13 protein-coding genes are annotated in these 12,792 nt (G+C 54.6%); 9 read left to right on the top strand and 4 right to left on the bottom strand.

The genetic code is table 11. The features are described 5' to 3' along the window. Positions 1–33: 33 nt before the first annotated feature. Positions 34–777 (top strand): SDR family oxidoreductase, encoded by a 744-nt coding sequence (locus ACMVME_RS15115; protein ID WP_025203278.1) that lies wholly within the window; start codon positions 34–36, stop codon positions 775–777. 36 nt (positions 778–813) lie between these two features. Here ACMVME_RS15115 and bglA read toward each other — a convergent pair whose 3' ends face one another. Together bglA and ACMVME_RS15105 are read right to left on the bottom strand one after the other, a co-directional pair. Then, positions 814–2,247, bottom strand: coding sequence for a 6-phospho-beta-glucosidase BglA (bglA, locus tag ACMVME_RS15110; protein WP_068794998.1), 1,434 nt, complete (start codon positions 2,245–2,247; stop codon positions 814–816). 116 nt (positions 2,248–2,363) lie between these two features. After that, the gene (locus ACMVME_RS15105) at positions 2,364–3,095 is read right to left on the bottom strand and encodes a MurR/RpiR family transcriptional regulator (protein ID WP_040018863.1); all 732 of its coding nucleotides are present in this window, start codon (positions 3,093–3,095) and stop codon (positions 2,364–2,366) included. Positions 3,096–3,361: 266 nt separating this feature from the next. On the opposite strand from ACMVME_RS15105, the gene trhA reads away from it, so the two are divergent. Beyond that, positions 3,362–4,021: a PAQR family membrane homeostasis protein TrhA gene (trhA, locus tag ACMVME_RS15100; protein ID WP_014171517.1), complete on the top strand. Its 660-nt coding sequence runs from the start codon at positions 3,362–3,364 to the stop codon at positions 4,019–4,021. A 110-nt stretch (positions 4,022–4,131) separates the two neighbouring features. Here the strand turns inward: trhA and ygfZ are convergent, their stop codons facing one another. Further along, on the bottom strand, positions 4,132–5,112 hold the full coding sequence (gene ygfZ, locus ACMVME_RS15095; protein ID WP_020883730.1) for a tRNA-modifying protein YgfZ: 981 nt from the start codon (positions 5,110–5,112) through the stop codon (positions 4,132–4,134). A gap of 294 nt (positions 5,113–5,406) precedes the next feature. Here ygfZ and sdhE point away from each other — a divergent pair, with 294 nt between their 5' ends. Together sdhE and ACMVME_RS15085 are read left to right on the top strand one after the other, a co-directional pair. Then, positions 5,407–5,673 carry an FAD assembly factor SdhE gene (gene sdhE, locus ACMVME_RS15090; protein WP_003863437.1) on the top strand — a complete coding sequence of 89 codons (267 nt, stop codon included), beginning with the start codon at positions 5,407–5,409 and terminating at the stop codon, positions 5,671–5,673. Further along, positions 5,654–6,064 (top strand): protein YgfX, encoded by a 411-nt coding sequence (locus ACMVME_RS15085; protein ID WP_014171514.1) that lies wholly within the window; start codon positions 5,654–5,656, stop codon positions 6,062–6,064. The genes sdhE and ACMVME_RS15085 overlap by 20 nt, the downstream gene beginning before the upstream one ends. Before the next feature lie 6 nt (positions 6,065–6,070). On the opposite strand, the gene fldB is transcribed toward ACMVME_RS15085, so the two are convergent. Then, positions 6,071–6,592 carry a flavodoxin FldB gene (gene fldB, locus ACMVME_RS15080; protein ID WP_014171513.1) on the bottom strand — a complete coding sequence of 174 codons (522 nt, stop codon included), beginning with the start codon at positions 6,590–6,592 and terminating at the stop codon, positions 6,071–6,073. A gap of 101 nt (positions 6,593–6,693) precedes the next feature. Between fldB and xerD the strand changes: the two genes are divergently transcribed. From xerD to lysS, 5 genes are all read left to right on the top strand, one after another. Continuing rightward, positions 6,694–7,590, top strand: a complete 897-nt coding sequence (gene xerD / locus ACMVME_RS15075) for a site-specific tyrosine recombinase XerD (RefSeq protein ID WP_014171511.1) — start codon at positions 6,694–6,696, stop codon at positions 7,588–7,590. A 23-nt stretch (positions 7,591–7,613) separates the two neighbouring features. Then, positions 7,614–8,327, top strand: coding sequence for a bifunctional protein-disulfide isomerase/oxidoreductase DsbC (dsbC, locus tag ACMVME_RS15070; RefSeq protein WP_020883731.1), 714 nt, complete (start codon positions 7,614–7,616; stop codon positions 8,325–8,327). 5 nt (positions 8,328–8,332) lie between these two features. After that, on the top strand, positions 8,333–10,066 hold the full coding sequence (gene recJ / locus ACMVME_RS15065; protein WP_040018865.1) for a single-stranded-DNA-specific exonuclease RecJ: 1,734 nt from the start codon (positions 8,333–8,335) through the stop codon (positions 10,064–10,066). A gap of 90 nt (positions 10,067–10,156) precedes the next feature. Continuing rightward, a protein-coding gene (gene prfB, locus ACMVME_RS15060) for a peptide chain release factor 2 (RefSeq protein ID WP_104440355.1) occupies positions 10,157–11,255 on the top strand; the annotation gives its coding sequence in 2 pieces (ribosomal slippage) (positions 10,157–10,231 and positions 10,233–11,255; 1,098 coding nt in all). A gap of 9 nt (positions 11,256–11,264) precedes the next feature. Further along, positions 11,265–12,782, top strand: coding sequence for a lysine--tRNA ligase (gene lysS / locus ACMVME_RS15055; RefSeq protein ID WP_025203283.1), 1,518 nt, complete (start codon positions 11,265–11,267; stop codon positions 12,780–12,782). Positions 12,783–12,792: the final 10 nt, after the last annotated feature.

Genomic DNA, 12,792 nt, shown 5'->3' with positions numbered 1-12,792 from the left:
ACGCTACCCGGCTTTTTTTATAAGGAGACATAGATGGCAATTGCACTGGTCACCGGCGCCAGCCGCGGTATTGGTAAAGCTACCGCGCTGCAGTTGGCGCGCGAAGGCTACACCGTGGCGGTGAACTATCACCACAACATTAAAGCCGCGACGGATGTGATCACGATGATTACCGACGCGGGGGGGACCGCTTTTGCCGTGCGCGCAGATATCAGTGATGAAGCTCAGGTGCTGGCAATGTTCGACAGTATCGATCGTGAAGCCGGACCGCTTACCGCACTGGTGAACAACGCCGGGATCCTGTTTGAACAATCCACGATTGAACACCTCTCCGCTGAACGGATCAACCGCGTGTTAGCCACGAACGTGACCGGTTATTTCCTCTGCTGCCGCGAAGCGGTAAAACGCATGTCGTTCAGACATGGTGGCAAAGGCGGCGCGATCGTGAACGTGTCATCCGCGGCATCGCGCCTCGGTGCTCCGGGTGAATATGTGGATTACGCCGCGTCCAAAGGTGCTGTCGATTCGTTGACGACGGGATTATCGCTGGAAGTGGCAGCGCAAGGGATCCGCGTAAACTGCGTGCGTCCCGGGCTGATTTACACCGAGATTCATGCATCTGGCGGTGAGCCGGGCCGGGTGGATAGGGTCAAATCCATGCTGCCTATGCAGCGTGGCGGTCAGCCGGAAGAGGTGGCGCAGGCGATTGTCTGGCTGCTGAGCGAGAAAGCCTCGTATGTGACGGGAAGTTTTATTGAACTGGCGGGTGGGAAATAAACATCTCCTCTCCCCATCGGGGAGAGGAGAAAAGCGTTAAAGCGTCTCGCCGTTGCTGGCAATCACGTCTTTGTACCAGTTAAAGCTCTTTTTCCGCGAGCGTGACATATCGCCGGTACCGTCGTCGTGCTTGTTCACATAAATAAAGCCGTAGCGCTTGCTGTACTGGCCGGTAGTGAACGACACGCAGTCGATGCAGCCCCACGGGGTATAACCCATCAGATCCACGCCATCATACGTGACGGCTTTCATCATCTCTTCCACGTGCGCACGCAGGTAGTCGATGCGGTAGTCATCGTTGATGCTGCCGTCTTCTTCTACTTTGTCGTAGGCGCCATAGCCGTTTTCCACGATAAACAGCGGTTTCTGATAACGCTCGTACAGTTCGCACAGGGAATAGCGCAGACCCACCGGGTCAATCTGCCAGCCCCAGTCAGAGGCTTTCACATGCGGGTTCGGTACGCTGCCTTCAAAGCCTGAGATAGCATCGCCAGTACCGCCTTCCGCTTTCACTGCGTTGGTCATGTAATAGCTGAAGCCCAGATAGTCACAGGTGCCTTCACGCAGGATCTGCTCGTCACCCGCTTCCATATGGATGGTGAAGCCACGGCGTTCCCATTCATTAAGCACATAGGATGGGTAGTAACCGCGCAGCTGGACATCGGTAAAGACATAGCGTTCACGCATGGATTCCTGTGCAAACATCACGTCCTCTGGTTTACAGGAGAACGGGTAGAGCGCCACCATTGCCAGCATACAGCCGACTTTCATTTCCGGGTTAATGCGACGCGCCGCTTTCACCGCCAGCGCGCTGGCAACGAACTGGTGGTGCAGCACCTGGTACATGGTCTCTTCCGGATTGTCATGCTCGGTATAAACCACGCCTGAGCAGCAGTAGCCAAACAGCGGCGCACGCCAGTTACGCTGGTTGTTGATCTCGTTAAAGGTCATCCAGTATTTGACCTTATTTTTGTAACGCTCAAACACCACCTCCGCGAAGCGCACAAAGAAATCCACCACTTTACGGTTGGTCCAGCCGCCGTACTCCTGCACCAGGTGGAGCGGCATTTCGAAGTGGGAGAGGGTGATGACCGGTTCAATATTGTATTTCAGCAGCTCATCGAACATGTCGTCGTAGAACTTCAGGCCTTCTTCATTCGGCTGTGTTTCATCCCCTTTCGGGAAGATACGCGTCCAGGCGATAGAGGTGCGGAAACATTTGAAGCCCATCTCAGCAAACAGCTTGATGTCTTCTTTGTAATGGCCATGGAAGTCGATAGCTTCGTGGTTCGGATAGTACTTCCCCGGCACGACTTCCTGCGTGATTTCGCGCGGCACGCCGTGCGCACCGCCCGTTAAGACATCGCAGATGCTCGGCCCTTTACCGCCTTTGTTCCAGCCGCCTTCAACCTGGTGAGCGGCCACTGCGCCGCCCCATAAAAAGTCTTTTGGTAGGGTAAGTTTTTTCATCGCTGCTATTCTCAGTAAATGACATATTGCGTTCGAGTCTAGCAAAGCGGAATTAAATGTCACGATATAACAATTCGCTGAAAATGTAATTTGTCACATCGAAAAAACAAGGTGTTTTATTCTGTCAGTTTCTTCGCCAGTTTCCGGCCAAGCGATTCGAGAATATAGATGACGGGTATTTGTGTGGTGATATCGTACACGCCGCCTATCCGCGTCTGAGGGACATGCCAGGAGAGGTTAAAGTCCGCGAGCTTTGCCAGGCGCGAGTGCTCGTGGCTGGTAATGGAGAGCACTTTGCAGCGATGCAGGCTAAACTGGCTGGCAAAGCGCAGGATCTCTTCGGTTTCACCGGATACCGACAGCACAATCGCCAGCGCGTTTTTAGCCATATCATTGGTGACCGGGAAATAAGGATCGTCGATGTGGTTGCTGAATTTACCGATATTCGAAAAGAAGCGTGCGCCATATTTTGCCAGCGAGCCAGACGTGCCCGCACCAACAAATATAATACGTTCGGAGGATAAAATAATATCGACCGCCTCATCTAATAAAGCATCGAACTCTTCGTTATTAACGCCTTTAAAGAAGCTGATAATTTCACTGGCACCAAAATTTGCCTGCTGAGGTTCGTTCTGCTCTAAATAGAGCTTAAAGCGCACGCGGAATTCAGAGTAGCCTTCGCAGTTGAGTTTGCGGCAAAAGCGCAGGATAGTGGTCGTTGAGACGCCGGCCGCATCCGCCAGCTCGCGGATGGTCATGTACATGACTTTGTCACGATTTTTAATGACATAGTTGTAGACCATCATTTCCAGATTATTGAGACTGGCAATGGCGGCGTGGGTGAACATACTCACAATGGCGAAACTCTCATTCAGACATCATTTATCCATCATAACATGCAGCAAGTCGGCAGGATCCAATTTTATGCCCTTGATTCTTAATGATTAAATTTTAATGTGAACAAATGTTAGGTGAATAATTTGTTTATGTGCATGATTTATAGATAAAAATTATGCTTGTGAAATTATTTTAGCTAACAGGTGTTCACTGGAATCATTCTCAGTTAGCATATACAGGTGATGAATATTCATCGTTAGTTTTCCCGGAGTTTTGTATGGTGAGCAGACCATTAATTGCACAGGGATATTCGCTGGCTGAGGAAATAGCCAACAGTATTAGCCACGGTATTGGCCTGGTTTTTGGGATTGTCGGTTTAGTGTTATTGCTGGTGCAGGCGGTGGATACGAATGCCAGCGCAATGGCCATTACCAGCTACAGTCTGTATGGCGGGAGTATGATCCTGCTGTTCCTGGCGTCGACGCTGTACCACGCTATCCCGCATCAACGGGCCAAGATCTGGCTCAAGAAATTCGACCACTGCGCTATCTATCTTCTTATTGCAGGTACCTACACGCCTTTCCTGCTGGTGGGTCTTAACTCGCCGCTGTCGCGTGGCCTGATGATTGTTATCTGGAGCCTGGCGCTGCTGGGGATCCTGTTTAAGCTGACCATTGCGCACCGGTTTAAGGTGCTGTCGCTGGTGACCTATCTCACGATGGGCTGGCTTTCGCTGATTGTGGTTTATCAACTGGCGATCAAGCTGGCGGTAGGGGGCGTGACGCTTCTGGCCGTTGGGGGCATCGTCTACTCGCTGGGCGTCATTTTCTATGTCTGCAAGCGTATCCCGTACAATCATGCTATCTGGCATGGGTTTGTGCTGGGCGGTAGCGTGTGCCACTTTTTAGCGATTTATCTCTATGTGGGGCAGGTTTAATTTCAGAACGTTGATCTTTTTGCCTCCGCCCTCTCTTCGTGAGAGTAAGCAAAAAAAAACGGTAACCGTCAGGTTACCGTTTTTTTATCTCGTCGCCGGCCAATGACGCCTTACTCTTCCAGCGAATACGGCAGAGGCTCAATGCTCAGCGTATTGGCATCGTCACGCACGCGGAACACGCTGTCGGCTTCCATATCGTTGTTCATGACGGCCTGAACCAGAAGGCGGCCATCATCCAGTTGAACTGCGGCTAACACCGTGCCGGTACGGCGCCAGTTCTCGCCCATCTTCAGTTCTAAATCTTCACCAGCGTCAGGCACGCGGCTGGCGTGGCCCGCCAGGGTCCACAGTGCGCGTTTGTTGGCTCCGCGGAATTTGGCGCGTGCCACCATCTCCTGGCCGGTATAGCACCCTTTCTTAAAGCTAATGCCACCCAGCGCCTGCAGGTTGGTGGCCTGAGGAATGAACTGCCCGCTGTTTGCGGCGTCAATCACCGGCAGACCGGCTTCAATGTTCAGCGCCAGCCACTGTTGGCTGTTATTAAACTGGGCTTCACCACGCAGCGCCTCGGTGACGCGTTCGGCGGTCGCGGTATCCGTGACTAACAGAAAGCGTTCCGCCGGGTGTTCAAACCACAGGATAGACGTTGCGCCTTCGCTGACGACCTGTTTCTGGGCATCCGGGAGTTCACTGAACAGATTTTTCAGCGCCGCACGGGCCTGGAAGCCTGCCACGCCCAGCAGAACGTGTTCATCATCCGCGGCGATAGTGACTTTTGAGAAGACCGCGTATTTTTTCAGCTCGGTGAGCTGCGCGTCCCGCAGGCTGCGGCGCTCAATAAAGGCAAAACCCTCCTGGCGACGGAACAGGCGCAGGTTGCTCCACATCTTCCCTTTTGGATCGCAGTGTGCGACCAGCAGATGCTGGTGTTCGTCCATCTGGCTGACGTCGGCGGTTACCTGGCCCTGCAGGTATTTTTCGCTGTCTGCACCGGTGAGTGTCGCCAGCGCCCAGTCATCAAGAGTAATAAGCGTCAGCGGCAGACGCGCAGAGGCGGCGGGCTGGCGAGGAGAAAATGGTGTAAAGGCCATAACGATATCCTGAATTGCTTAACGCTTTGATAATGCCTAATGGTAAAAGAGCCTGCTGGCATTGCAAGCGCTTTCAACAGGCCATTTGTGCCATAACCCGGTTATGCGTAGCGCCACGCAAAATAGTGTAATCCGCTGTCTTTATAGGGTTTATTGTGGAAGCGCGCTCGTGGTTCGCAATATTCCAGTAAAGAAACGGTCAAAAACACGTTACACTAGCTGGTGTCCCCGCAGAGAAATCAAGAACACTGGACGGGGTGCCGACTGTGCCAAACGTAATGCAGGAAACAGAACATGGATATTAACAACAAGGCCCGTATTCACTGGGCGTGCCGTCGCGGCATGCGTGAACTTGATATTTCCATCATGCCTTTCTTCGAATATGAGTATGACAGCTTAAGCGATGATGATAAGCGTCTGTTTGTTCGCCTGCTTGAGTCTGACGATCCTGATTTATTTAACTGGCTGATGAATCACGGCAAACCCGCCGACACCGAGTTGCAACGGATGGTGCAATTAATTCAAACACGGAATCAGGAACGTGGTCCTGTGGCAATCTGACCTTCGCGTCTCGTGGCGCTCGCAGTGGATGTCGTTGTTGCTCCACGGCCTGGTCGCGGCCTTTGTGTTACTGATGCCGTGGCCGCTTAGCTATACGCCTCTGTGGCTGCTGTTGCTGTCGTTTGTGGTGTTTGACAGCGTGCGCAGCCAGCGCCGCATTCATGCCCGTCAGGGGGAGATCAAATTACTGATGGATTCCCGCCTGCGCTGGCAGGGAAAAGAGTGGGAAATTCTCGGTATGCCCTGGATGATCGCTTCCGGCATGATGCTGCGGCTACGTAGCGTGGACAGCGGGCGTCGCCAGCATCTGTGGCTGGCCGCGGACAGTATGGATAGCGCTGAGTGGCGGGACCTGCGTCGGATGTTATTACAGCAGCTGACGCAGGAGTAATTCGCGTTAGCTAAACTGTTCTGCCATTTCGCCCAGAATCTGCTCACACCAGCTTTGCAGGCGCTCATCGCTGAGATCGTACTGGTTGGTTTCATCCAGTGCCAGCCCGACAAACAGCTGCCCATCGGCAATAATCGGTTTCTTACTGGTGAACTCGTACCCTTCGGTTGGCCAGTAACCGATAAACGTGACGCCCTTCGGTGCCAGTTTGTCGTGCAGCATGCCGAGTGCGTCCAGGAACCACTCACCGTAACCCAGCTGATCTCCCATGCCGTACATGGCAATGATTTTGCCGTCGAGGTTAAGCGTATCAAGCTGGTCCCAGATGGCTTCCCAGTCTTCCTGTATTTCGCCGAAATCCCAGGTCGGGATGCCGAGGATCAGCACGTCGTACTGCTCCATCAGCGTAAGCGCGTCATCTTTCAGGTTATGCAACGTCACCAGTTCCGGGCCAATGATGTCCCGAATTTTCTCTGCCGCCATTTCGGTGTAGCAGGTGCTGGAACCATAGAACAGACCAATATTCATCGCGTGACTATCTCAATTCTTGCTTTGACTTTGCGCGTAGTGTACCAGAAACCGATCGCAATCAGGCATAATGGCCTGACTGCAGAATCAAAGGGGCTGATGTGGAAAAGGATCTCGCACTCATCGAACAGTTTCTCGATGCACTGTGGCTGGAGAAGAACCTGGCCGAGAATACGCTCAGTGCCTACCGGCGCGATCTCACCATGCTGGTGGAGTGGCTGGCGCACCGTGGGCTGTCGCTGGCGAACGCACAAAGCGACGACCTGCAGGCGCTGCTGGGCGAGCGGATGGAAGGGGGCTACAAGGCCACCAGTTCCGCACGTTTGCTCAGCGCAATGCGTCGGCTGTTCCAGCACCTCAACCGTGAGAAAATTCGCGAAGACGATCCCAGCGCGCTCCTGGCCTCCCCGAAACTCCCGCAGCGGCTGCCGAAAGATCTCAGCGAAGCACAAGTTGAGAGATTATTACAGTCACCCGCAGTTGACCTGCCGCTGGAGTTACGCGATAAAGCCATGCTTGAGCTATTGTATGCTACCGGTTTGCGTGTTTCTGAACTGGTCGGCCTGACGATGAGCGACATTAGTCTTCGTCAGGGCGTGGTTCGCGTAATCGGTAAAGGAAACAAGGAAAGGCTGGTGCCGCTGGGTGAAGAGGCGGTGTACTGGCTGGAAACGTATCTGGAGCACGGTCGTCCATGGTTGCTTAATGGCGCTTCAATCGACGTCTTGTTCCCCAGCCAGCGCGCACAACAGATGACGCGGCAAACGTTCTGGCATCGCATCAAACATTACGCCACACTGGCGGGTATCGACAGTGAAAAGCTTTCGCCACACGTTTTGCGTCATGCCTTTGCGACGCATCTGCTGAACCACGGCGCCGACCTGCGCGTGGTGCAGATGCTGCTGGGACACAGCGATCTTTCCACGACCCAAATTTATACCCATGTCGCGACGGAACGGCTGCGGCAGCTACACCAACAGCACCACCCACGAGCGTGAGTGCCGACGAATTAGGATCTTATATGAAAAAGTCTTTCGCGCTGTTCACCCTGCTGGCAGCCTCATTTACCGGTTTTGCCCATGCGGATGACGCCGCTATCAAACAGTCTCTGGCGAAGCTTGGCGTCACCAGCAGTGATATCCAGTCTGCACCGGTTGCCGGCATGAAAACGGTTCTGACGAACAGCGGCGTGCTGTACGTGACCGAGGACGGAAAACACATTATTCAGGGGCCAATGTACGACGTGAGCGGTGCACAGCCGGTCAACGTAACCAACCAGCTGCTGATGAAAAACCTGAACGCGCTCGAAAAAGAGATGATCGTTTATAAAGCGGCGCAGGAAAAACACGTCATTACCGTCTTCACCGACATCACCTGTGGCTACTGCCATAAGCTGCATGAAGAGATGAAAGATTACAACGCGCTGGGGATCACCGTGCGTTATCTGGCCTTCCCGCGCGCGGGCGTTGAGAGCAAGCCAGAGCAGGATATGAAAGCTATCTGGTGTGCGAAAGACCGCAACAAAGCCTTTGATGACGCGATGAATGGCAAAGGCGTGCAGCCTGCATCCTGCGACATTGATATCGCTAACCACTACGCGCTGGGTGTGCAGTTTGGCGTGAACGGTACGCCAGCGATTGTCCTGAGCAACGGCTATGTTGTTCCGGGTTATCAGGGACCTAAAGAGATGAAAGAGTTCCTCGACGCGCACCAGAAACAGTTTGGTGGTAAATAATTCGCGTGAAAGCCCCAATAAAACTGCGCCGCCGCGAGGCGGTTGAACATGCTGATTTGCCTGACGACCTCCCGCCGCTGCTAAAGCGGCTATACGCCAGCCGTGGCGTGCGTACCGCCGCCGACCTTGAGCGCAGCGTTAGAGGGATGTTGCCATGGCAGCAGTTAAACGGCATCGAAAAAGCCACAGAAATACTCTACAACGCGCTGTGTGAAGGTACGCGTATTGTGGTGGTGGGGGATTTTGATGCTGATGGCGCAACCAGTACCGCGCTGAGCGTGTTGAGCCTGCGCGCGCTGGGTTGCGACAACGTGACATATCTGGTGCCGAACCGGTTTGAAGATGGTTACGGCCTCAGCCCGGAAGTGGTCGATCAGGCCCATGCCCGCGGCGCACAGCTGATCCTGACCGTAGACAACGGGATCTCTTCCCATGCGGGCGTCGATCATGCGCATCAGCTGGGGATCCCGGTGCTGGTTACCGATCACCACCTGCCGGGTGAAACGCTGCCTGCCGCGGAAGCGATCATCAACCCGAACCTGCGCGACTGCGATTTCCCGTCGAAATCACTCGCAGGCGTCGGCGTGGCATTTTATCTGATGCTGGCGTTACGCACGCTGCTGCGTGATAAGGGCTGGTTCGACGCCCGCGGTATTGCCGTGCCGAACCTGGCCGAGTATCTCGACCTGGTCGCACTGGGGACCGTCGCAGACGTGGTGCCGCTCGATACCAATAACCGTATTCTGACCTGGCAGGGCTTAAGCCGCATCCGGGCGGGCAAATGCCGTCCCGGTATCAAAGCGCTGCTTGAGATTGCTAACCGCGATCCGCTCAAGTTGGCGGCAAGCGATCTGGGCTTCGCCCTGGGGCCTCGCCTGAACGCGGCCGGCAGACTGGACGACATGTCCGTTGGCGTCGCGTTGCTGCTGTGCGACAACATTGGTGAAGCGCGCGTGCTGGCTAATGAGCTGGACGCCCTGAACCAGACCCGTAAAGAGATTGAACAGGGAATGCAGGTTGAAGCGCTGACCCTGTGCGAAAAACTGGAACGCAGCGGCGATACGCTGCCGGGCGGCCTGGCGATGTATCACCCTGAGTGGCATCAGGGCGTGGTGGGCATTCTGGCTTCGCGTATTAAAGAGCGTTTCCACCGCCCGGTCATTGCGTTTGCACCGGCTGGTGATGGCACCCTCAAAGGCTCCGGGCGTTCGATTCAGGGGCTGCACATGCGCGATGCGCTGGAGCGTCTGGATACCCTCTACCCGGGTCTGATGCTCAAGTTCGGCGGCCATGCCATGGCGGCAGGTTTGTCGCTGGAAGAGGCGAAGTTCGACGAGTTCCAGCGTCTGTTCGGCGAGCTGGTCACCGACTGGATTGACCCGGCCCTGCTGCAGGGCGAAGTGGTTTCCGACGGCGAACTCACGCCGGTTGAGATGACGATGGAAGTGGCACAGATGCTCCGGGATGCAGGGCCGTGGGGGCAGATGTTCCCGGAACCCCTGTTCGATGGCCGCTTCCGTCTGCTGCAACAGCGCATTGTCGGTGAGCGTCATCTGAAAGTGATGGTCGAGCCTGTAGGCGGTGGCCCGCTGCTGGACGGTATTGCCTTTAACGTCGATACCGCTGTCTGGCCGGACAACGGCGTGCGCGAAGTTGAGCTGGCATACAAACTGGATATAAACGAGTTCCGCGGTAACCGCACCCTTCAGATCATCATCGACAATATCTGGCCAATTTAGCGGCAGTAATCTCTATAAAAAAGGGCGTGGATTCGGTACAATCCCGCTCTTATCACCGCATTTTGACAAGTCCATAAAAGAAAACAGACCATGTTTGAAATTAATCCGGTAAAAAACCGTATTCAGGACCTCACGGAGCGCTCTGACGTTCTTAGGGGGTATCTTTGACTACGATGCCAAGAAAGAGCGTCTTGAAGAAGTAAACGCCGAGCTGGAACAGCCGGACGTCTGGAACGAACCTGAACGCGCGCAGGCGCTGGGTAAAGAGCGTTCCTCTCTCGAAGCTATCGTAGATACGCTGGATCAAATGGCTCAGGGGCTGGAAGATGTTTCCGGTTTACTGGAGCTGGCCGTCGAAGCTGACGACGAAGAAACCTTTAACGAAGCCGTGGCTGAACTCGACGTGCTCGAAGAGAAGCTGGCACAGCTTGAATTCCGTCGCATGTTCTCCGGTGAATACGATAACGCTGACTGCTATCTCGATATTCAGGCAGGTTCTGGCGGTACCGAAGCCCAGGACTGGGCCAGCATGCTGATGCGCATGTATCTGCGCTGGGCGGAAGCCCGCGGCTTCAAAACCGAAATCATCGAAGAGTCTGAAGGTGAAGTGGCCGGTATTAAATCTGTCACCATCAAGATTATTGGCGATTACGCCTACGGCTGGCTGCGTACCGAGACGGGTGTTCACCGCCTGGTGCGTAAGAGCCCGTTCGACTCCGGCGGCCGTCGTCACACCTCCTTCAGCTCCGCGTTTGTCTATCCGGAAGTTGACGAAGATATCGATATCGACATCAACCCGGCGGATCTGCGTATCGACGTTTACCGCGCATCCGGCGCGGGTGGTCAGCACGTTAACCGTACGGAATCTGCGGTGCGTATCACCCACATTCCAACCGGGCTGGTGACGCAATGCCAGAACGACCGTTCCCAGCATAAGAACAAAGACCAGGCCATGAAGCAGATGAAAGCGAAGCTTTATGAGCTGGAGATGCAGAAGAAAAATGCTGAGAAACAGGCGATGGAAGATAACAAATCTGACATCGGTTGGGGCAGCCAGATCCGTTCTTACGTCCTTGATGACTCCCGCATCAAAGACCTGCGTACCGGGGTTGAAACCCGTAACACGCAGGCGGTGCTGGACGGCAGCCTGGACCAATTTATCGAAGCAAGTTTGAAAGCAGGGTTATGAGGAACCAACATGTCTGAACAACAAGCACAGGGCGCTGACGCGGTAGTCGATCTTAATAACGAACTGAAAACCCGCCGCGAGAAGCTGGCAGCACTGCGCGAGCAGGGCGTGCCGTTCCCGAACGATTTTCGTCGTGACCATACCTCAGACCAACTGCACGCTGACTTCGACGGTAAAGAGAACGAAGAGCTGGAAGCGCTGAACATCGAAGTGGCCGTTGCTGGCCGCATGATGACCCGTCGTATCATGGGTAAAGCCTCCTTCGTGACGCTGCAGGACGTTGGCGGCCGTATTCAGCTGTACGTCTCCCGTGACGACCTGCCGGAAGGCATCTACAACGAGCAGTTCAAGAAGTGGGACCTGGGCGATATCCTGGGGGCGAAAGGTAAGCTGTTCAAAACCAAGACCGGTGAGCTGTCTATCCACTGCACCGAACTGCGTCTGCTGACCAAAGCCCTGCGCCCGCTGCCGGACAAATTCCATGGCCTGCAGGATCAGGAAGCGCGCTACCGTCAGCGTTACCTGGATCTCATCTCCAACGATGAATCCCGTAAGACCTTCAAGATTCGCTCTCAGATCATGGCCGGTATCCGCCAGTTCATGGTTAACCGCGACTTTATGGAAGTGGAAACCCCAATGATGCAGGTGATCCCAGGCGGTGCGTCTGCACGTCCGTTCATCACCCATCACAACGCCCTCGATCTGGACATGTACCTGCGTATCGCGCCGGAACTGTACCTGAAGCGTCTGGTCGTCGGTGGTTTTGACCGCGTGTTCGAAATCAACCGTAACTTCCGTAATGAAGGCATCTCCGTGCGTCATAACCCAGAGTTCACCATGATGGAACTCTATATGGCGTATGCGGATTATAAAGATCTGATCGAGCTGACCGAATCTCTGTTCCGTACCCTGGCGCAGGACATTCTGGGCACCACTAAAGTGCCTTACGGTGAAGAAGTCTTCGACTTCGGCAAGCCGTTTGAAAAACTGACCATGCGCGAAGCGATCATGAAATACCGTCCAGAAACCAACATGGCCGATCTGGATAACTTCGACTCTGCGAAAGCGATCGCGGAAAGCATCGGTATCAACGTTGAGAAGAGCTGGGGTCTGGGCCGTATCGTGACCGAGATCTTCGAAGAAGTGGCCGAAGCGCACCTGATTCAGCCGACCTTCATCACCGAATACCCGGCAGAAGTTTCTCCGCTGGCACGTCGTAATGATGTGAACCCGGAAATCACTGACCGCTTTGAGTTCTTCATCGGTGGCCGCGAAATCGGCAACGGCTTTAGCGAGCTGAACGATGCAGAAGATCAGGCTCAGCGCTTCCAGGATCAGGTTAACGCGAAAGCGGCGGGCGATGACGAAGCGATGTTCTTCGACGAAGACTATGTGACTGCGCTGGAGCACGGTCTGCCACCAACCGCAGGTCTGGGGATTGGTATCGACCGTATGGTTATGCTGTTCACTAACAGCCACACCATCCGTGATGTGATCCTGTTCCCGGCGATGCGCCCGGTGAAGTAAGCCGTTAAGA

The sequence above is a fragment of the Enterobacter cloacae complex sp. 2024EL-00711 genome (genome assembly GCF_047529885.1).
Taxonomy (GTDB): domain Bacteria; phylum Pseudomonadota; class Gammaproteobacteria; order Enterobacterales; family Enterobacteriaceae; genus Enterobacter; species Enterobacter ludwigii.
This window is presented reverse-complemented; position numbering and strand designations above follow the sequence as displayed.